Consider the following 18738-nt stretch of genomic DNA (forward strand, 5'->3'; position numbering starts at 1 on the left):
AGAGAAGTTAAGCCCATTAGCGCCGATGGTACTGCCACTGGTGGGAGAGTAGGTCGTCGCCTTTCTTTTAAACAAAATCCGATTAGAATTATCTAATCGGATTTTTTTATATACAATATCTACTTAAAAAAATATTAAAACCAATATTAACTTATTATCTCTAGCATATAAAATAGTTTTTAACCCATTTTATAATGTCTTTTGAGTAAAAACACTTAAACTGACTGTAACTACTCTTAAAAACTATTATACTTCTATAAAACGCATATCAATATCATTACTAGTCTAAAGTCTATACCTAGAACAATTATAAAAGAATAATTATCTGAATTTTTTTCGTTTTTTATATGATTAAGTGTAATTGTATGTTGATCAGTTATTTGTTTTCTTTGTTGTGGAATTGTTTTTCAATCTATATAATGATTCTTAAATAAGCTTTTAAAACATCAATAAATTAATAGTCAAACTGATAATTAAAAAATCTCTTTTTTTTTAGAAAACTTTATGTATATTTGCACACTGTTTTTACAGGGTAAATTATGTCTTGTAATTACTTAATTAAATATTTTTAACTGGTTTCAGGTTTAATAGTTACGTTTTCGTAGGGACAATAGAAGCTATTAAAAACCAAAACCACAAATTAATTCAATATGTATACAGATCCAATCGCGGATTTTCTTACTCGAGTGAGAAATGCTATTTCAGCTGGTCACAGAGTTGTAGAAGTTCCTGCTTCTAAGTTGAAGAAGGAAATGACCAAGATTTTGTTTGATCAAGGTTACATTTTAAGTTATCAATTTAACGATGATTCAGTTCAAGGATCTATCAAGATAGCTTTAAAGTATGATCGTTTAACAAAAGAACCGGTTATCAGAAAAATTCAGAGAGTATCTACACCAGGTTTACGTAGGTATGTAGGTGCAAAAGAAATGCCAAGAGTTTTAAATGGACTAGGTATTGCAATCGTATCAACTTCTAAAGGTGTGATGACAAACAAGAAAGCACGCCAAGAGAATGTTGGTGGAGAAGTACTTTGTTACGTTTACTAATTTAAACATTTTGTAAGATGAGTAGAATAGGTAAAAGCCCAATCACATTGCCACAAGGTGTTGAAGTTAAAGTAAACGATAACGTGGTTACAGTAAAAGGTAAGTTAGGAGAGTTAAGTCAAAAATTAACTTCTGATATTACTTTAAAGATTGAAGATGGAACTTTAACATTAGAAAGGCCATCAGATAGTAAAGAACATAAAGCTGCACACGGTTTATATCGAGCTTTAATCAATAACATGGTTGAAGGTGTTAGTAAAGGTTATACTAAGGAATTAGAGTTAGTAGGAGTAGGTTATAGAGCATCTAATCAAGGACAAAAATTAGACTTAGCTTTAGGATTTTCTCATAACATTGTTTTAGAGTTAGCACCAGAGGTGAAGATTGAGACAGTATCTGAAAAAGGTAAAAATCCAATCGTAAAATTAACTTCTCACGATAAGCAATTAGTTGGTCAGGTAGCAGCAAAGATTCGTTCTTTCCGTAAACCAGAACCATATAAAGGTAAAGGAGTTAAGTTTGTTGGTGAAGTAATTAGAAGAAAAGCAGGTAAATCTGCATAATATTAGTGTTATGGCATTATCAAAACTTGAAAGAAGACAACGTATAAAGTATAGAATTAGAAAAGATATTACTGGAACAGCTGTTAAACCAAGGTTGTCGGTTTTCAGAAGTAATAAAGAAATCTATGCTCAAATAATTAATGATGTAGACGGTGTTACATTAGCATCTGCTTCATCAAGAGATAAAGAAATTGCATCTGGTTCTAAAGCAGAATCTGCTGCTGCAGTTGGGAAAGCAATCGCTGAAAAAGCTGTAAAAGCAGGAATTGAATCTATTGCTTTTGATAGAAATGGTTACTTATACCATGGACGTGTGAAAGTATTAGCTGATTCTGCAAGAGAAGCTGGTTTAAAATTTTAAGAAATTATATTATGTTAGGATATAAAAACGCAGAAAGAGTAAAACCAAGCGGATTAGAGCTTGTTGATAGATTAGTAGGAGTACAACGTGTTACTAAGGTTACTAAAGGAGGTAGAGCATTTGGTTTTTCTGCTATAGTAGTAGTAGGTGATGGTAAAAATGTTGTAGGACATGGATTAGGTAAGTCTAAAGATGTTTCTTCCGCAATAGCTAAAGCTGTTGAAGATGCAAAGAAAAATTTAGTTCGTATCCCACTTTTAAATGGAACTTTACCTCACGAACAAAAGGGTAAGTTTGGTGGAGCAAAAGTGTTCCTTAAACCAGCTTCAAATGGTACCGGAGTTATTGCTGGTGGTGCTGTGCGTGCGGTATTAGAATCAGTAGGAGTACATGATGTATTATCTAAGTCTCAAGGATCATCAAATCCTCACAATGTAGTAAAAGCAACTTTTGATGCCTTATTACAATTACGTAGTGCAGAGACTGTAGCTAGACAAAGAGGTATTTCTTTAGATAAAGTTTTTAACGGTTAAAAATTAAGACGATGAGTAAGATTAGAGTTACACAAGTAAAAAGTCAAATAGGTCGCCTTAAGAATCAAAAGAGAACGTTAGAGGCGTTAGGATTAAAAAGAATTAATCATACTGTTGAGCACGACGCGTCTGCTACAATTTTAGGAATGGTTAATAAAGTTCAACACTTAGTTTCTGTAGAAGAAATTAAATAAGAAGATAATTAAAATGGGTTTACATAACTTAAAACCAGCAGCTGGATCAACTAAGAGTGGAAAGAGAATCGCTCGTGGTGAAGGATCTGGACATGGTGGTACCTCTACAAGAGGACATAAAGGAGCTAAATCTCGTTCTGGATACTCTCGTAAAATAGGATTTGAAGGAGGTCAAATGCCACTTCAAAGACGTGTGCCTAAGTTTGGATTCACTAACATTAACCGTAAGGAATATGTTGGAGTTAACTTAGATAGATTACAAGAGTTAGTAGATAACGGTAGAATTACTGATACAGTAAATATGGAAGTTTTAGTTCAAAACAGATTAGCACGTAAAAATGATCTTGTAAAGATTTTAGGACGTGGTGAATTAAAAGCTAAATTAAATATTACTGTACACAAATTTACTGCAACAGCAAAAGCGGCTATCGAAGCAGCTGGAGGTGAAGCAGTAACTTTATAATCCCTGTTAAAAGATGAAGTTTATAAACACTTTAAGAGACATTTTTAAGATTGAAGAGTTAAAAGATAAGTTACTTTTAACTATAGGTTTAATCGCTGTATATCGATTTATGGCTGCAGTTCCTTTACCAGGAATTGATCCAACTCAGTTAGCAGCTTTAAAAGATCAAGCAGGAGGTGGACTCTTAGGTTTATTAAATGCATTTACAGGAGGGGCATTTGCTAGAGCATCTGTAATGGCGCTTGGTATTATGCCTTACATTTCTGCATCGATTGTAGTTCAGTTAATGGGAATAGCTGTTCCTTATTTACAAAAGCTACAAAAAGATGGAGAGAGTGGACGTAAGAAAATTACACAAATTACTCGTTGGTTGACAATACTAATTACTTTAGTACAAGGGCCAACATATATTACGGCAATTAAAACTCAATTTGGGTTACCAGAATCTGCTTTCTTAGTTGGTGGTGCTACTTTTTGGGTTTCATCAATGATTTTATTAACCGCAGGTACAATTTTCGCTATGTGGTTAGGTGAAAGAATTACAGATAAAGGAGTTGGTAATGGTATCTCTCTTTTGATTACTGTAGGTATCATCGCAAACTTCCCAGCAGCTTTTATGCAAGAGTTTATTGCTAAAACTACTAACGCTGGAGGTGGTGGTATAATGATGATTTTAATTGAAGTATTAGTGTGGTTTGTTGTAATATTATTAACTGTATTACTTGTTACAGCAGTTCGTAAGATTGCTGTTCAATATGCTAGAAGAACAGCTATAGCAGACATTAAAGATGTTGAAGGAGCTAGACAATATATTCCTTTAAAGTTAAATGCTGCTGGTGTAATGCCAATCATCTTCGCGCAAGCAATCATGTTTTTACCTATGACTTTAGGTCAGAAGTATCCAACTTTAGCTAGTTTGGCTGATATTAACGGATTATGGTATAATGTAATCTTTGCGTTATTAATTATAATATTCAGTTATTTCTACACAGCGATAACTATACCAACAAATAAAATGGCAGAAGATTTAAAGAGAAGTAATGGTTTTGTTCCAGGATATAAGCCTGGAGAAGAAACAGCAAATCATTTAGATTCTGTTTTATCTAAAATTACTTTTCCTGGATCTTTATTTTTAGCAGGTTTATCAATTTTACCAGCTATAGCAACTAAGTTTGGAATTACTCAAAACTGGGCGTTATTTTATGGAGGTACTTCATTAATAATTATGGTAGGTGTTGCAATAGATACTATTCAGCAAATCAATTCATATTTATTAAACAGTCGTTATGACGGTTTAATGAAAACAGGTAATACTAATAGAAAATCATTAAAGTAATTATGGCTAAACAACCAGCAATTCAACAAGACGGAACGATTACGGAAGCATTATCAAATGCGATGTTTCGTGTAGAATTAGAAAATGGACATATTGTTACAGCACACATTTCAGGGAAAATGCGTATGCATTATATCAAACTTTTACCTGGAGATAAGGTGAAGTTAGAAATGAGTCCTTATGATTTAACTAAGGCAAGAATTACTTACAGATATTAAAAAAACACACTGATGAAAGTAAGAGCATCATTAAAGAAAAGAAGTGCCGACTGTAAAATTGTACGCAGAAAAGGCAGACTATATGTAATTAACAAAAAGAATCCTAGATTTAAACAAAGACAAGGTTAGTTATGGCAAGAATCGCAGGTATTGATATTCCAAAGAATAAGAGAGGTGTAATCGCTTTAACATACATCTTTGGTATAGGAAAAAGCAGAGCTAAAGAAGTTTTAGCAGAAGCAAAAATTGACGAAAGCATTAAAGTTCAAGATTGGAACGATGATCAAATTGCAGCTATTCGTGAGCAAGTAGGAAAGTACACTATTGAGGGTGAATTACGTTCTGAAGTTCAATTAAACATCAAACGTTTAATGGATATCGGTTGTCAAAGAGGAATCCGTCACAGATTAGGATTGCCTTTAAGAGGACAAAGAACTAAGAACAACTCTCGTACTAGAAAAGGTAAGAGAAAAACTGTAGCAAACAAGAAAAAATAATCACTAGATTATTTTTACTAAACTAGTAAAGAATCATGGCAAAATCTAAAGTAACTAAGAAACGTAAAGTAGTAATTGAGTCTACAGGTGAGGCTCATATCACTGCATCGTTCAATAACATTATCATCTCTTTAACTAATAAAAAGGGAGATGTAATTTCATGGTCTTCTGCAGGTAAGATGGGATTTAGAGGGTCTAAGAAAAATACACCTTATGCAGCTCAGTTAGCTGCTGAGAACTGTGCTGAAGTTGCTAAAGAAGCAGGTTTACGCAAAGTAAAAGTGTATGTTAAAGGACCAGGTAATGGTAGAGAATCAGCTATCAGATCTATCCATAATTCAGGTATTGAGGTTACAGAAATTATTGATGTAACTCCAATTCCACACAATGGATGTCGTCCACCTAAAAGAAGAAGAGTATAATTATATTTTAACAAAGTAGGAAATTTGATTGTCGAAGGAGTACGCCTTAATTCACAATCCCTACTTAAATTTTAAGAAATGGCAAGATATACAGGACCAAAAACTAAAATCGCTCGTAAATTCGGTGAAGCGATCTTCGGAGACGATAAAAATTTCGAAAAAAGAAACTATCCTCCAGGGCAACATGGTAATGCTAAACGTAGAGGGAAAAAATCAGAATATGCAGTTCAGTTAATGGAAAAGCAAAAAGCTAAGTATACTTATGGTATCTTAGAGCGTCAATTCCGTAACTTATTCAAAAAAGCTCAAGCTTCTGGTGGTATTACAGGTGAGGTTTTATTACAATTATGTGAATCTCGTTTAGATAATACTGTTTACCGTTTAGGAATTTCTAATTCTCGTAGAGGAGCTCGTCAATTAGTATCTCACCGTCACATTACTGTAAATGGAAATATTGTAAATATTCCTTCTTACAGATTAAAAGCTGGAGATGTTGTTGCAGTAAGAGAGAAATCTAAATCTTTAGATGCTATCGAAAATGCATTAGCTTCAAATAGCGCAGTATACGAGTGGTTAACTTGGAATGCAGAGCAAAAATCTGGAACTTTTGTAAAAGCTCCAGAAAGATTACAGATTCCTGAAAACATTAAGGAGCAGTTAATCGTAGAATTATATTCTAAATAATAAATTAATTATAACCATATTGGTGTCCAGCCAAAGGGTCCGTTTGTTCTTCTTCAAACTTACGGACCGCGCAACTGGGTAACAATTAAAACGAAGAAAAATAAATGGCGATTTTAAATTTTCAAAAGCCCGATAAAGTAATCATGATCGAATCTACTGATTTTAAAGGTAGATTTGAATTCAGACCATTAGAACCAGGTTTTGGTTTAACTGTTGGTAATGCTTTAAGACGAGTATTATTATCATCTTTAGAAGGATTTGCAATCACATCTTTAAGAGTTGATGGAGTAGAGCACGAGTTTTCAACTATAACTGGTGTTGTAGAAGATGTAACTGAAATGATCTTAAATTTAAAGCAAGTTCGTTTCAAAAAGCAAATCGAAGAATCAGATAGAGAAACAGTTACTATTGCAATCTCAGGTCAAGAGCAGTTAACTGCTGGTGATTTACAGAAATTTATTTCTGGTTTTCAAGTATTAAATCCAGATTTAGTAATCTGTAATATGGATAAATCTGTAAAGATTAATGCAGAGATTACAATTGAAAAAGGTAGAGGATTTGTACCAGCTGAAGAAAACAAGAAATCAGGAGCTCCATTAGGAACAATTTTTACTGATTCAATCTTTACACCAATTAAAAATGTAAAGTATGCAGTTGAAAATTTCCGTGTTGAGCAAAAAACTGATTACGAAAAATTAGTTTTCGATATTGATACAGATGGATCTATCAATCCAAAAGATGCTTTAACAGAGGCTGCTAAGATTTTAATCCACCACTTTATGTTATTCTCTGATGAAAGAATAACTTTAGAGGCAGATGAAATCGCACAAACTGAATCTTACGATGAAGAGTCACTTCATATGCGTCAGTTATTAAAGACGAAATTAGTAGATATGGATTTATCTGTTCGTGCTTTAAACTGTTTAAAAGCAGCAGAAGTAGATACATTAGGAGATTTAGTATCATTCAACAAGAGTGATTTAATGAAGTTCAGAAACTTTGGTAAAAAATCATTAACAGAATTAGAAGAGTTAGTGAACAATAAAGGCTTAAGTTTCGGAATGGATTTATCAAAGTATAAATTAGATAGAGATTAAATTAATCAAGGTTTGCATATTTTGCTCCTCTAAAGTGAGTTGAGCAAGATGTTAATCTAAAACTAAACGTCATGAGACACGGAAAAAAAGTTAACCATTTAGGTAGAAAAACAGCGCATAGAAAAGCTATGTTAGCTAATATGGCATGTTCTTTAATCGAGCATAAGCGTATTAACACTACTGAAGCAAAGGCAAAAGCATTACGTAAGTTTGTTGAGCCTTTAATAACTAAAGCTAAAGCTGAAAATAACGGTACAGAAGAAAAAAATATGCACAATCGTCGTGTAGTATTTAGTTACTTAAGAAATAAGTATGCTGTTACTGAGTTATTCAAAGAAGTAGCTGTTAAAGTTGGAGATAGACCTGGAGGTTATGTTAGAATTATCAAGTTAGGAAATCGTTTAGGAGATAACGCTCCTATGGCAATGGTAGAATTAGTTGATTACAACGAATTATACAACCCTAATGGTAAGAAAGCTAAGAAGACAACTCGTCGTAGTCGTCGTGGTGGTGCTAAAAAAGCAGAATCAACACCAGTAGCAGATGTTGAAGCTTCACAAGAAGAAGAATAAGATGTCTGGTGATTTGAAATAATATAAAAGGATAAACTACTAAGTTTATCCTTTTTTTTATATATTATTGAAAATTAAAAAATTAATCTTATGAAAAAACTAATCTTCATTTTATCAATCTTTGTTTTTAAATATGTTTATTCTCAAAATTTACCATCTTTAGAAATTTTATCTCCAAGCAATCAACTTACCAATCAGGTAAGCAGCAAAGGAGATAATAATGGAGATCCTATAAAAGGAAGTGTTTATTTAAAAGAGAATTGGACAAACAAACTATCAGTAAAAAGTAACACAGGTAAAATTTATGAGTTCGACAATACAAACTTTAATGTAAAAGAAAATTTATTTGTCGTAAATAAAGGTTCTCAATCTTTTTTCAAAGTTGATGATTCCAAAGCAAAAGAGATATACCTAAATGGAATTCAATTTGTAAAGGTAAATGGAACTTACTATGAAGTTATTGCTGTAGTTAACAATTCAATGATTGTAAAGTTTCATGAATTAACAGTTTTAGAAGGACAAGTAAATCCTTTTTCAAAAGAAAAAGTAGGAGATGATAAGTATAAAATTAATAGTACTTATCATATTGTCCAAAATAATACAGTTGATAAATTTAAATTGAAATCAAAAAAGGTTTTAAGTTTAATGAATGAAGATAAAGTGAAGCAAGTAAAAAAATATGCTAAAGATAATTCTCTATCATTCAAAAAAGAAAATGAGCTAAGAAAGATTATTAAGTTCTATACTTCAATATAATAATTGATTAATATTTTTGCAGACCAAATAAATAATTGAATTTGAATTTAGAGTTAACATATAATTATCAACAACAAAAAGAAAAAAATAATATTAAAGAAAGCAATAAACAGTTATTACTTTTTTTAAAAAAGAAAGGTATTTTAATTAATTTATTAATAAAATATTGTAAAATTTAAATTTTTATAAAAAGGATTAACAATTGTGTTTGTCCTTTTTTTTTAAACTATTTTTGACAAACTTTTTTAACATGAAATACACAACTAGAAAGAAAGCTCTTGTTTTATTAGCAGATGGAACAATTTTTTACGGTAAATCTATTGGTATAGAAGGAACAGTTACTGGAGAAATTTGTTTTAACACAGGAATGACAGGTTATCAAGAGATTTTTACTGATCCTTCTTATTACGGACAATTAATGGTAGCAACGAATGCTCACATAGGAAACTATGGAGTTAATGACGAGGAAGTTGAGTCTGAAGGAATCAAAATTTCTGGATTAATTTGTAGAAACTTTAGCTTTGAGCATTCAAGAGTAGATTCAGATGGTAACTTAAAAGATTGGTTTGAGAAACATAATTTAGTTGCAATTTCTGATGTAGATACAAGAGCGTTAGTGTCTTATATTAGAGAGAATGGAGCTATGAATGCGATCATTTCAACAGATGTAGATAACATCGATAAACTTAAAGAAGAATTAGCCGGTGTTCCTAATATGGAAGGATTAGAGTTAGCTTCTAAAGTTTCAACAAAAGAACCATATTTCGTAGGAGATGAAAACGCTTCAATTAAGATCGCAGCTTTAGATATTGGAATTAAAAAGAATATTTTAAGAAATTTAGCTAAGAGAGATGCTTATATTAAAGTGTTTCCTTACAACGCTAAATTTTCAGATTTACAAGATTGGAATCCAGATGGATATTTCATATCAAACGGTCCTGGAGATCCAGAACCTTTAGTAGACGCACAAAACGTAGCAAAAGAGATAATAGAAAAGAATTTGCCATTATTCGGTATTTGTTTAGGACACCAGGTTATTGCTTTAGCTAATGGTATTTCAACCTATAAAATGCATAATGGGCATAGAGGTATCAATCATCCAGTGAAAAACTTAATTACGAGTAAAGGTGAAATTACTTCTCAAAACCATGGTTTTGCTATCAATAGAGAAGAAACTGAAGCACATGCAGATGTAGAAATTACTCATGTTCACTTGAATGATAATACTGTAGCAGGTATTAAGATGAAAAGCAAGAATGTATTTTCAGTTCAATATCACCCAGAAGCTAGCCCTGGACCACACGATTCAGAATATCTATTTGATCAATTTATAGAGAATATTAAAAAAGTTAAGTAATTGTTTAATGAGAAGGTATGTAGAAGTAACTCAAGAATCAGGTAAAGAGTTTTTCAAGAACTATCAAAGTAAAGGAAGAATTGTTATGCTGAATCTTTTGAAATTTAAAGATGTTGCTGATTATACCGATTTGGAAACAATTAAACCAGATAAAGAAATTTCAGGTAAAGAAGCGTATGAGTTATACATGACTCATACGCTTCCTTGCATTAAGAAATACGGAAGTGAAGTTTTATTCAAAGGAAATAGTGGAGACTTTGTTATTGGACCTACAGAAGAAAACTGGGATTATGTACTTTTAGTAGCACATGAGTCTGTAGAAACATTTATGAAATTTGCTCAAGACAAAGAGTATTTGAAAACTGCAGGTCATAGAAAAGCAGCTTTATTAGATTCAAGATTGTTACCAATTCAGAACTAAAATCTTTATAAAAAAAACAAGATTTTTTCAAATCTTGTTTTTCATTCGATAAGATATTATCGATTATTTATCCTTTTTGTTCTGATCAGTAGGTTTGATATCTCTAAATACATCAGATAAGCCACAATCACCAGAAGTTAAACATTGATTTTGATTACTTGTGTTCTTATCTTGTAAGTATGCTTGATATCCAAGAGTCCAACCTTGTCTTAAACCATTACGGTAAGCAGCAAGATATTCTGGTCCGCCATGAATTCCACCAACAGTGTAACTATTAATTAGAGTTAAAGTCTTTTGATAGTATTTGCTATTGTTTGCTTTACCGAAATTGTAACCATCATTAAACCCTTTTTCATAAGCTTCATGTAAACTAGCTGATTGAGCTTCAGCTGTTCCATTTGATAAGTAAATGCTAAGACACATTAATAAATAAATAAATTTTTTCATAATTGAATTTTTATAATTAATAATAATTTGTTGTTTGATTATTTAACCTCCCTTTTTATTGATTAAGTAATCTTCGACAAAACAACGTCTTTGTTAGAAATCTTGAAACACAAAAATGATAAGTGTCATAAATTAATTGATTAAAATATCAAATGACATGATAAAGTGTAGAAATAAGATTATAATTTAAATATGGAATTAAGATGACCTTTTTTAGGCTAGATGTATTTTTTGAATGAAAAAAACTACACGAAAAGGATAGGAGTTGTTTGTTTTATTTTTGAATATAAAGGAACAGATTTACTAATATTATCTATTGTTTTAGATAATTAGTACTAAATTTGGAGAGTAAAACGATTTCGTAAAAATTAAGTAAAAATCAACTTTAAAAACTGTAGCATTTGTAAATTAGCTACAGCCAAAATAACTAAAAATATAAAAGATGAGTATTATTATCAACATCCACGCACGTCAAATTTTCGATTCTAGAGGAAATCCTACAGTAGAAGTAGATGTAACTACTGAAAACGGAGTGTTAGGTAGAGCAGCTGTACCTTCTGGAGCTTCAACAGGAGAACATGAAGCAGTTGAGTTACGTGATGGAGGAGATGATTATATGGGTAAAGGTGTTGCAAAAGCTGTTGAAAATGTAAACACTATTATAGCTCAAGAATTATTAGGAGTTTCTGTTTTCGAACAAAACTTAATTGATAAAATGATGATTGATTTAGATGGTACGCCAAATAAATCTAACTTAGGAGCTAATGCAATCTTAGGAGTTTCTTTAGCTGTTGCAAAAGCAGCTGCTAACGAATTAGGAATGCCTTTATATAGATATGTTGGAGGAGTAAGCGCAAATACTTTACCAGTTCCAATGATGAATATTATCAATGGAGGTTCGCATTCAGATGCACCAATTGCTTTTCAAGAATTTATGGTAATGCCTGTAAAAGCTGAAAGTTTTACTCATGCAATGAAAATGGGATCTGAAATTTTTCATAACTTAAAGAAAGTATTACATAGTAGAAATTTATCTACTGCAGTTGGAGATGAAGGAGGGTTTGCACCAACTTTAGAAGGAACTGAAGATGCTTTAGATACAATTGCGTTAGCAGTTAAAAATGCTGGTTATAAGTTAGGTGATGAAATCATGATTGCTTTAGATTGTGCTTCTGCTGAGTTTTATGTAGACGGTAAATACGATTATACAAAATTTGAAGGAGATAAAGGACAAGTTCGAACTAGTAAAGAGCAAGCAGATTATTTAGCTGAGTTAACAGAAAAGTATCCTATTATTTCTATCGAAGATGGAATGGATGAAAATGATTGGGATGGATGGAAATATTTAACTGAAAAAGTTGGAGATAAAGTTCAATTAGTTGGAGATGATTTATTTGTTACTAACGTAGAGCGTTTATCTAGAGGTATTGAAAACGGTATTGCTAACTCAATTTTAATTAAAGTAAATCAAATTGGTACTTTAACAGAAACTATTGCAGCTGTTAACATGGCACATAATGCAGGATATACATCTGTAATGAGTCACCGTTCTGGAGAAACTGAAGATAATACAATTGCAGATTTAGCTGTAGCATTAAATACAGGACAAATTAAAACTGGTTCTGCTTCAAGATCAGATCGTATGGCTAAATACAATCAGTTATTAAGAATTGAAGAGCAATTAGATGATGTGGCTTATTATCCACAAACAAAAGCTTTTAAGATTTAAAAAAATCAAATTATATATTTAAAAGTCTCGATTTATCGAGGCTTTTTTTTTGTTTAAAATTTATATTAAAATTGGTTAACCAATTTTGGTTTTCTATCAATAATATCATTATTTATTACGATAATTTTAACGTAATGTTTTTAAAGAATACTAGACTAAAAAACAACGCACGATCTATTTTTTAGTGAAAAAACAAATAAACTAAAGTTATTATTTAGATATCTAAAATCTATCGATGAAGATTTTTTAAATACTTTAAAAAATGGTATCTTCGTGCATCATTTCAATTATTAATAAATTAAATAGAAAATGTCAGAAATAGCGAAATTACAAATTGGCGAAAACACCTACGAATTTCCGTTAGTAAAAGGAACGGAAGATGAAGTTGCAATAGATATTAAAACCTTAAGAGGAGCTACAGGAGGAATTATTACTATAGATCCAGGTTTTAAGAATACAGGTTCTTGTCAAAGTGCTATTACATTTTTAAATGGAGAAGAAGGTGTGTTAAGATATAGAGGGTACTCAATTGAAGAATTAGCTGAAAAAGCTGATTTCTTAGAAGTAGCTTACTTATTAATTTTTGGAGAATTACCAACGCAAGAACAATTAGATAAATTCTACAACGACATCTTAGATAATGCAATTGTAGATGATGATGTTAAAAAGATTATAGATGCATTTCCAAAGAATGCTCACCCAATGGGATTATTATCTTCTTTAACTTCTGCTTTAACTGCATTTAATCCTTCTTCTGTAAATGTTGATTCTGAAGAAGAAATGTATAACGCTATAGTTAAGATTATGGGTAAATTCCCAGTGTTAGTATCTTGGTCTATGCGTAAAATTAAAGGTTTACCATTAAACTATGGTTCTCGTAAATTAGGTTATGTTGAAAACATTATGAAAATGATGTTTGAAAAGCCAAATGAAGAGTACGAAATAAATCCAATCGTTAAAGATGCTTTAGACAAATTATTAATCTTACATGCAGATCACGAACAAAACTGTTCTACTTCTACAGTAAGAGTAGTAGGTTCTTCTCATGCTGGATTATTTGCCTCTATATCTGCAGGGATTTCTGCACTTTGGGGACCATTACACGGTGGAGCTAACCAAGCAGTTTTAGAAATGTTAGAAGCTATAAAAGCTGATGGTGGAGACACGAAAAAATACATGGCTAAAGCTAAGGATAAAGAAGATCCATTCCGTTTAATGGGATTCGGACACAGAGTATATAAAAACTTCGATCCAAGAGCAAAAATCATCAAGGTTGCTGCAGATGAAGTATTAGATGATTTAGGAGTTGAAGATCCAGTATTAGATATTGCTAAAGGTTTAGAGCAAGAAGCATTAAGTGACGATTACTTCGTGAAAAGAAAATTATATCCTAATGTAGATTTCTATTCAGGTATTATTTACAGAGCAATGGATATCCCAGTAGAAATGTTTACAGTAATGTTTGCTTTAGGTCGTTTGCCAGGATGGATTGCTCAATGGAGAGAAATGCGTTTACGTAAAGAGCCGATTGGTCGTCCTCGTCAAGTTTATACTGGTGAGAATTACCGTCCTTTTGTAAAAATCAATAAAAGATAACAACAATTAAAATGATATAATGTCATTCTGAAGTTTTACTCAGAATGACATTTTTTTTGCTATATGTTACAACTAAATGTAAAAAACGAAACCTCTAGGTTAAGAGCTGTAGTTTTAGGAACTGCAGAAAGTAATGGTCCAATTCCTAAGGCAGAAGACTGTTATGATCCTAAAAGTAAACAACATGTTTTAGCCGGAACTTATCCAGCAGAAAAAGATATGGTCATAGAAATGGAAGCAGTAGCTGAAGTTTTTAAAAAATATGATGTTCAAGTTTTTCGTCCAGAAGTAATTAAAGATTATAATCAGATTTTTTCAAGAGATATTGCTTTTGTAATCGATGATAAATTAGTGAAAGCCAATATACTTCCTGATAGAGATCGTGAATATGAAGCAATTCAGCATGTTGTAGCTCAAATCGATCCAGATAATGTGATTGAGTTACCAGAAGAATGCCATGTTGAAGGTGGGGATGTAATGCCGTGGAATGATTATATTTTTATAGGGACATATTCAGGTTCAGATTATTCAGATTACATTACAGCAAGAACAAATACAGATGCTGTTATTGCTTTGCAAGAATTATTTCCAGATAAAATTGTAAAAGCATTTGAGTTAAGAAAATCAAATACAGATCCTAAAGAAAACGCATTACATTTAGATTGCTGTTTTCAGCCTATAGGAAAAGATAAAGCAATTCTACATAAAAATGGATTCTTGGTAGAAAAAGAATACGAATGGTTGGTAGATTATTTTGGAAAAGACAATGTTTTTGAAATTTCTAAAGAAGAAATGTATAATATGAATAGTAATGTTTTTTCTATATCTGAGGATGTAATTATTTCAGAAAAGAATTTTACTAGGTTAAACACATGGTTACGAGAAAAAGGTTTTACTGTAGAAGAGGTGCCTTATGGTGAAATAGCAAAACAAGAAGGACTTTTACGTTGTTCTACCTTACCTTTAATAAGAGACTAGAAAAATAAATAGTTATAAAATTAAAAAGCCAATTAGAAACTTCTAATTGGCTTTTTTTTAAAATTATAATTTTGTAATTCCAGTAATATGAGGTTCACCTTGTCCTGGTAAAGGTTGGAAAATCTCAACAATAGCTTCCCATTGAATTGGTTCTGGACCAGGTAATGTCGCTTCACACTTAAAACGATAGTTCATCCCAGCTACTACTTGAGTAGATACAGATTGTGGAGTATATTTTACACCTACAAAACCAGCTAATGCTTCATCGAATACTTTTTTATCCTCAGCAGTTACAGGTCCATAAGGAGTCCATCCTCCTACTAATGTTTTTTCGCTTGTTGCAGTTTGATTTGACATGATATTTATGATTTAAGGTTTATGATACTTTAAAGTTCAATAAAGAATTGAGTGAAAAATAGAAGAATACCATTAGAGTTTGAAATTGAGGTATAAGTGTTATAATAAGAGGTAAGAGTTTTTAAAATTATTAAGTTGAAGAATAAAGCCTTATATTTGTCCTAATAAACTTTAGGAGTAGCTAGTTTACTAGTTTGAGAAATATCCTTAGAACCTGATTTGGTTAACACCAACGTAGGGAAAAGTTATCTTAACTTTAGTATACACTTATATATGTGTATATCTTCTATTTCTAGAGTTTACTTTAATTAGTTTTATATGATAACTGTAAAAGTAAACGACACAAACAAAATATTTTCAAAAGAAACCACTATAGATAGAATGATTGAAACGTTACAAATTCAATCAAATGGAATTGCTATAGCTATAAACAATTCAATTATAAAAAAGTCTGATTGGGAAAATCATATTTTATCAGATAACGATAATGTATTAATTATTAGGTCTACTCAAGGCGGATAAACTAACAATAAAACAAACACCTTTCACAATGAAGAAAAAAGATACGGCTCCAAAGCAAGATGGAATTACAAGGAAACCTTTTCCAAATTCTACAAAGATTTATGTAAAAGGTAAATTACATCCTCAAATTAACGTTGCAATGCGTGAAATTTCATTGAGTGATACTGTAGATTCAATGACTAAAGCTCGTACTCCAAATGAACCAGTAACTGTTTATGATACTTCAGGACCATATACTGATCCAGAAAAAGAAATAAACATTCATAACGGTTTAGAGCGTATTCGTGAGCAATGGATTTTAGACAGAAGAAATGTTGAACAATTAGATAAATTCAGTTCAGAATATTGTAACGAGCGTTTAAATGATAAAAGTTTAGATCATTTACGATTTAATCATTTAAATAAGCCGTATAAAGCTAAGGAAGGAAAAAATGTAACACAGTTACATTATGCAAAGCAAGGAATGATTACTCCTGAAATGGAATATGTAGCAATTCGTGAAAATCAGCGTATTGATGAAATGACACGTTTAGCGAAACAACATCCAGGTCAAGATTTCGGTGCTAGTATTCCAGAAAAAATTACTCCAGAATTTGTAAGAGAAGAAATCGCTAGAGGTAGAGCTGTAATTCCTTCAAATATAAATCATCCAGAAGCAGAACCTATGATTTTAGGTCGTAACTTCTTAGTGAAAATCAATGCAAATATTGGTAACTCAGCAACAACATCTTCAATCGAAGAAGAAGTAGAAAAAGCTGTTTGGGCTTGTCGTTGGGGAGCAGATAATATTATGGATTTATCTACAGGAAAAAACATTCACGAAACACGTGAGTGGATTATCCGTAATTCACCAGTACCAATTGGAACTGTACCAATTTATCAAGCATTAGAAAAAGTAAATGGTGTTGCAGAAGATTTAACATGGGAAATTTTTAGAGATACATTAATTGAACAAGCTGAACAAGGAGTAGATTATTTTACAATTCACGCTGGAGTTCGTTTGGCTTATGTTCCAATGACTGCAAAACGTATTACAGGAATTGTTTCTCGTGGAGGTTCAATTATGGCAAAATGGTGTTTAGCACATCATAAAGAAAGTTTCTTGTACACACATTTCGAAAAGATTTGTGAAATTATGAAAGCTTACGATGTGGCATTCTCATTAGGAGACGGTTTACGTCCAGGTTGTATTGCAGATGCAAATGACGAAGCTCAGTTTGCTGAATTAGAAACTTTAGGTGAGTTAACTAAAATCGCTTGGAAACACGAAGTACAGTGTTTCATAGAAGGTCCAGGTCACGTACCAATGCACATGATTAAAGCAAATATGGATAAGCAATTAGAAGCTTGTGGAGAAGCTCCTTTTTATACATTAGGACCATTAACTACTGATATTGCTCCAGGTTACGATCATATTACTTCAGGAATTGGAGCAGCAATGATTGGTTGGTATGGTACTGCAATGTTATGTTATGTAACACCAAAAGAGCATTTAGGTTTACCAAACAAAGATGATGTAAGAACTGGAGTTGTTACATATAAATTAGCTGCGCATGCTGCTGACTTAGCGAAAGGACATCCAGGAGCACAACATAGAGATGATGCGTTAAGTAAAGCTCGTTTTGAATTCCGTTGGGAAGATCAGTTTAACTTAAGTTTAGATCCAGAACTGGCTAGAGAATATCACGACGAAACGTTACCAGCTGAAGGAGCTAAAATTGCACACTTCTGTTCTATGTGCGGACCGAAATTCTGTTCAATGAAGATTTCTCAAGAAGTTAGAGATTATGCTGCTCAAAAAGATTTAGAAGCTGAAAATGCAATTGCAGAAGGAATGAAAGAAAAATCTGAAGAGTTCAAACAAAAAGGTTCAGAAGTATACTTATAAAATAATAAACAATTATCAGTGATCTATTTCAGGTCACTGATAATTTTACAGATTACTGAAAATGCTAATAGTTCTTACTTCAGAAAAGGAGATACAAAATGAAGCAGCACTTTTAAATCAATTGTTTGAAAATGGTTTAGAAGTATTGCATTTAAGAAAACCTTCTTTTGATACAGAAGGATATCGAAATTTATTAAAAGAAATCAATCCAGAGTACTATCAAAAAATTATGATACATCAGTTTCATGATTTATGTGCAGAGTTTGTATTGAAAGGAGTTCATATTCAAGAGCAACCTAGATTAAATTTAGGTGAAAAACTAGAGGGTTATGTTTCCTTATACATGTCTGAGGGTTTTAAAGTAAGTAGTTCTTTTCATGAACCAGAGGTTTTAGATGCTTGCGAAATCAGTTTTGATTATCACTTATTGAGTCCAGTTTTTTCTTCAATATCTAAAAAAGGATACGAAGGAAGAGGTTTTGATGTAAATCATATCGAAAAAACAATCATAGGAATGGGAGGAGTAAATGCAAATACAATTCCTAAAGTATTAGAACTAGGTTATAAAGGTATTGGTGTGCTTGGTGGTGTTTGGAATACAGAAGATCCTATAAAAAGTTTTGAAGAAATCAAACGTCATTACGAAGTGTAGAAGTAAATATAGTCAACCTGAACTTGTTTTAGGTTCTCATTATTGA

25 protein-coding genes and 1 riboswitch are annotated in these 18738 nt (G+C 31.8%); of the genes, 23 read left to right on the forward strand and 2 right to left on the reverse strand.

The genetic code is table 11. From position 1 onward, the window contains the following. Positions 1-650 precede the first annotated feature (650 nt). The 17 genes from rpsH to Q1A46_RS05950 all read left to right on the forward strand — a co-directional run bounded on the left by rpsH (position 651) and on the right by Q1A46_RS05950 (position 10523). A complete protein-coding gene (gene rpsH, locus Q1A46_RS05870; RefSeq protein WP_299675231.1) occupies positions 651-1049 on the forward strand; it encodes a 30S ribosomal protein S8 in 399 nt (132 codons plus the stop codon). A 17-nt stretch (positions 1050-1066) separates the two neighbouring features. Continuing rightward, the gene (gene rplF / locus Q1A46_RS05875; RefSeq protein ID WP_299675232.1) at positions 1067-1612 is read left to right on the forward strand and encodes a 50S ribosomal protein L6; all 546 of its coding nucleotides are present in this window, start codon (positions 1067-1069) and stop codon (positions 1610-1612) included. 10 nt (positions 1613-1622) lie between these two features. Beyond that, positions 1623-1973, forward strand: a complete 351-nt coding sequence (gene rplR / locus Q1A46_RS05880) for a 50S ribosomal protein L18 (RefSeq protein WP_299675233.1) — start codon at positions 1623-1625, stop codon at positions 1971-1973. Between the two features lie 11 nt (positions 1974-1984). Continuing rightward, positions 1985-2506, forward strand: a complete 522-nt coding sequence (gene rpsE / locus Q1A46_RS05885) for a 30S ribosomal protein S5 (protein WP_373456499.1) — start codon at positions 1985-1987, stop codon at positions 2504-2506. Positions 2507-2517: 11 nt separating this feature from the next. Then, the gene (gene rpmD / locus Q1A46_RS05890; RefSeq protein WP_095074011.1) at positions 2518-2700 is read left to right on the forward strand and encodes a 50S ribosomal protein L30; all 183 of its coding nucleotides are present in this window, start codon (positions 2518-2520) and stop codon (positions 2698-2700) included. 13 nt (positions 2701-2713) lie between these two features. Further along, positions 2714-3163, forward strand: a complete 450-nt coding sequence (gene rplO / locus Q1A46_RS05895) for a 50S ribosomal protein L15 (RefSeq protein ID WP_299675234.1) — start codon at positions 2714-2716, stop codon at positions 3161-3163. A 13-nt stretch (positions 3164-3176) separates the two neighbouring features. Next, a complete protein-coding gene (gene secY / locus Q1A46_RS05900; protein WP_299675235.1) occupies positions 3177-4499 on the forward strand; it encodes a preprotein translocase subunit SecY in 1323 nt (440 codons plus the stop codon). Between the two features lie 2 nt (positions 4500-4501). Then, positions 4502-4717, forward strand: a complete 216-nt coding sequence (gene infA / locus Q1A46_RS05905) for a translation initiation factor IF-1 (protein WP_068206835.1) — start codon at positions 4502-4504, stop codon at positions 4715-4717. 12 nt (positions 4718-4729) lie between these two features. Next, entirely contained in the window at positions 4730-4846 is a 117-nt protein-coding gene (ykgO, locus tag Q1A46_RS05910; protein ID WP_010181906.1) for a type B 50S ribosomal protein L36, read from the forward strand. Between the two features lie 2 nt (positions 4847-4848). Further along, a complete protein-coding gene (gene rpsM / locus Q1A46_RS05915; protein ID WP_095074007.1) occupies positions 4849-5214 on the forward strand; it encodes a 30S ribosomal protein S13 in 366 nt (121 codons plus the stop codon). Between the two features lie 35 nt (positions 5215-5249). After that, positions 5250-5636, forward strand: coding sequence for a 30S ribosomal protein S11 (rpsK, locus tag Q1A46_RS05920; protein WP_095074006.1), 387 nt, complete (start codon positions 5250-5252; stop codon positions 5634-5636). A gap of 78 nt (positions 5637-5714) precedes the next feature. Continuing rightward, positions 5715-6320, forward strand: coding sequence for a 30S ribosomal protein S4 (gene rpsD / locus Q1A46_RS05925; RefSeq protein ID WP_095074004.1), 606 nt, complete (start codon positions 5715-5717; stop codon positions 6318-6320). 104 nt (positions 6321-6424) lie between these two features. Further along, entirely contained in the window at positions 6425-7417 is a 993-nt protein-coding gene (locus Q1A46_RS05930; RefSeq protein WP_299627460.1) for a DNA-directed RNA polymerase subunit alpha, read from the forward strand. Positions 7418-7488: 71 nt separating this feature from the next. Beyond that, positions 7489-7989: a 50S ribosomal protein L17 gene (gene rplQ, locus Q1A46_RS05935; RefSeq protein ID WP_299675236.1), complete on the forward strand. Its 501-nt coding sequence runs from the start codon at positions 7489-7491 to the stop codon at positions 7987-7989. 90 nt (positions 7990-8079) lie between these two features. Next, positions 8080-8745, forward strand: coding sequence for a hypothetical protein (locus Q1A46_RS05940; RefSeq protein ID WP_299675238.1), 666 nt, complete (start codon positions 8080-8082; stop codon positions 8743-8745). A 250-nt stretch (positions 8746-8995) separates the two neighbouring features. Further along, on the forward strand, positions 8996-10102 hold the full coding sequence (gene carA, locus Q1A46_RS05945; RefSeq protein ID WP_299675240.1) for a glutamine-hydrolyzing carbamoyl-phosphate synthase small subunit: 1107 nt from the start codon (positions 8996-8998) through the stop codon (positions 10100-10102). A gap of 7 nt (positions 10103-10109) precedes the next feature. Beyond that, positions 10110-10523 carry a DUF1330 domain-containing protein gene (locus Q1A46_RS05950; protein WP_299675242.1) on the forward strand — a complete coding sequence of 138 codons (414 nt, stop codon included), beginning with the start codon at positions 10110-10112 and terminating at the stop codon, positions 10521-10523. A 63-nt stretch (positions 10524-10586) separates the two neighbouring features. Here Q1A46_RS05950 and Q1A46_RS05955 read toward each other — a convergent pair whose 3' ends face one another. Continuing rightward, positions 10587-10970, reverse strand: coding sequence for a hypothetical protein (locus tag Q1A46_RS05955; protein ID WP_299675244.1), 384 nt, complete (start codon positions 10968-10970; stop codon positions 10587-10589). Between the two features lie 442 nt (positions 10971-11412). Here Q1A46_RS05955 and eno point away from each other — a divergent pair, with 442 nt between their 5' ends. The 3 genes from eno (at position 11413) to Q1A46_RS05970 (ending at position 15273) form a co-directional block, all read left to right on the forward strand. Next, a complete protein-coding gene (eno, locus tag Q1A46_RS05960; protein WP_299675246.1) occupies positions 11413-12699 on the forward strand; it encodes a phosphopyruvate hydratase in 1287 nt (428 codons plus the stop codon). Between the two features lie 309 nt (positions 12700-13008). Then, positions 13009-14295, forward strand: coding sequence for a citrate synthase (locus Q1A46_RS05965; protein WP_299675248.1), 1287 nt, complete (start codon positions 13009-13011; stop codon positions 14293-14295). 63 nt (positions 14296-14358) lie between these two features. Then, complete coding sequence (locus tag Q1A46_RS05970) at positions 14359-15273, forward strand: dimethylarginine dimethylaminohydrolase family protein (RefSeq protein ID WP_299675250.1); 915 nt, start codon at positions 14359-14361, stop codon at positions 15271-15273. Between the two features lie 63 nt (positions 15274-15336). Here Q1A46_RS05970 and Q1A46_RS05975 read toward each other — a convergent pair whose 3' ends face one another. Beyond that, positions 15337-15630 (reverse strand): hypothetical protein, encoded by a 294-nt coding sequence (locus Q1A46_RS05975; protein ID WP_299675252.1) that lies wholly within the window; start codon positions 15628-15630, stop codon positions 15337-15339. Between the two features lie 163 nt (positions 15631-15793). Beyond that, a riboswitch (TPP riboswitch) is annotated at positions 15794-15888 on the forward strand. A 60-nt stretch (positions 15889-15948) separates the two neighbouring features. Here Q1A46_RS05975 and thiS point away from each other — a divergent pair. The 3 genes from thiS (at position 15949) to Q1A46_RS05990 (ending at position 18692) form a co-directional block, all read left to right on the forward strand. After that, entirely contained in the window at positions 15949-16152 is a 204-nt protein-coding gene (gene thiS, locus Q1A46_RS05980) for a sulfur carrier protein ThiS (RefSeq protein WP_299675254.1), read from the forward strand. A gap of 28 nt (positions 16153-16180) precedes the next feature. Beyond that, on the forward strand, positions 16181-18040 hold the full coding sequence (gene thiC, locus Q1A46_RS05985) for a phosphomethylpyrimidine synthase ThiC (protein ID WP_299675256.1): 1860 nt from the start codon (positions 16181-16183) through the stop codon (positions 18038-18040). Positions 18041-18101: 61 nt separating this feature from the next. Next, complete coding sequence (locus Q1A46_RS05990; protein ID WP_299675259.1) at positions 18102-18692, forward strand: thiamine phosphate synthase; 591 nt, start codon at positions 18102-18104, stop codon at positions 18690-18692. Positions 18693-18738: the final 46 nt, after the last annotated feature.

The sequence above is a fragment of the uncultured Tenacibaculum sp. genome, from assembly GCF_947502995.1.
Taxonomy (GTDB): domain Bacteria; phylum Bacteroidota; class Bacteroidia; order Flavobacteriales; family Flavobacteriaceae; genus Polaribacter.

Coding starts and splice junctions, on each gene's coding strand:
- rpsH (WP_299675231.1), top strand. CDS start 651: ATGTATACAGATCCAATCGCGGATTTTCTTACTCGAGTGAGAAATGCT.
- rplF (WP_299675232.1), top strand. CDS start 1,067: ATGAGTAGAATAGGTAAAAGCCCAATCACATTGCCACAAGGTGTTGAA.
- rplR (WP_299675233.1), top strand. CDS start 1,623: ATGGCATTATCAAAACTTGAAAGAAGACAACGTATAAAGTATAGAATT.
- rpsE (WP_373456499.1), top strand. CDS start 1,985: ATGTTAGGATATAAAAACGCAGAAAGAGTAAAACCAAGCGGATTAGAG.
- rpmD (WP_095074011.1), top strand. CDS start 2,518: ATGAGTAAGATTAGAGTTACACAAGTAAAAAGTCAAATAGGTCGCCTT.
- rplO (WP_299675234.1), top strand. CDS start 2,714: ATGGGTTTACATAACTTAAAACCAGCAGCTGGATCAACTAAGAGTGGA.
- secY (WP_299675235.1), top strand. CDS start 3,177: ATGAAGTTTATAAACACTTTAAGAGACATTTTTAAGATTGAAGAGTTA.
- infA (WP_068206835.1), top strand. CDS start 4,502: ATGGCTAAACAACCAGCAATTCAACAAGACGGAACGATTACGGAAGCA.
- ykgO (WP_010181906.1), top strand. CDS start 4,730: ATGAAAGTAAGAGCATCATTAAAGAAAAGAAGTGCCGACTGTAAAATT.
- rpsM (WP_095074007.1), top strand. CDS start 4,849: ATGGCAAGAATCGCAGGTATTGATATTCCAAAGAATAAGAGAGGTGTA.
- rpsK (WP_095074006.1), top strand. CDS start 5,250: ATGGCAAAATCTAAAGTAACTAAGAAACGTAAAGTAGTAATTGAGTCT.
- rpsD (WP_095074004.1), top strand. CDS start 5,715: ATGGCAAGATATACAGGACCAAAAACTAAAATCGCTCGTAAATTCGGT.
- Q1A46_RS05930 (WP_299627460.1), top strand. CDS start 6,425: ATGGCGATTTTAAATTTTCAAAAGCCCGATAAAGTAATCATGATCGAA.
- rplQ (WP_299675236.1), top strand. CDS start 7,489: ATGAGACACGGAAAAAAAGTTAACCATTTAGGTAGAAAAACAGCGCAT.
- Q1A46_RS05940 (WP_299675238.1), top strand. CDS start 8,080: ATGAAAAAACTAATCTTCATTTTATCAATCTTTGTTTTTAAATATGTT.
- carA (WP_299675240.1), top strand. CDS start 8,996: ATGAAATACACAACTAGAAAGAAAGCTCTTGTTTTATTAGCAGATGGA.
- Q1A46_RS05950 (WP_299675242.1), top strand. CDS start 10,110: ATGAGAAGGTATGTAGAAGTAACTCAAGAATCAGGTAAAGAGTTTTTC.
- Q1A46_RS05955 (WP_299675244.1), bottom strand. CDS start 10,970: ATGAAAAAATTTATTTATTTATTAATGTGTCTTAGCATTTACTTATCA.
- eno (WP_299675246.1), top strand. CDS start 11,413: ATGAGTATTATTATCAACATCCACGCACGTCAAATTTTCGATTCTAGA.
- Q1A46_RS05965 (WP_299675248.1), top strand. CDS start 13,009: ATGTCAGAAATAGCGAAATTACAAATTGGCGAAAACACCTACGAATTT.
- Q1A46_RS05970 (WP_299675250.1), top strand. CDS start 14,359: ATGTTACAACTAAATGTAAAAAACGAAACCTCTAGGTTAAGAGCTGTA.
- Q1A46_RS05975 (WP_299675252.1), bottom strand. CDS start 15,630: ATGTCAAATCAAACTGCAACAAGCGAAAAAACATTAGTAGGAGGATGG.
- thiS (WP_299675254.1), top strand. CDS start 15,949: ATGATAACTGTAAAAGTAAACGACACAAACAAAATATTTTCAAAAGAA.
- thiC (WP_299675256.1), top strand. CDS start 16,181: ATGAAGAAAAAAGATACGGCTCCAAAGCAAGATGGAATTACAAGGAAA.
- Q1A46_RS05990 (WP_299675259.1), top strand. CDS start 18,102: ATGCTAATAGTTCTTACTTCAGAAAAGGAGATACAAAATGAAGCAGCA.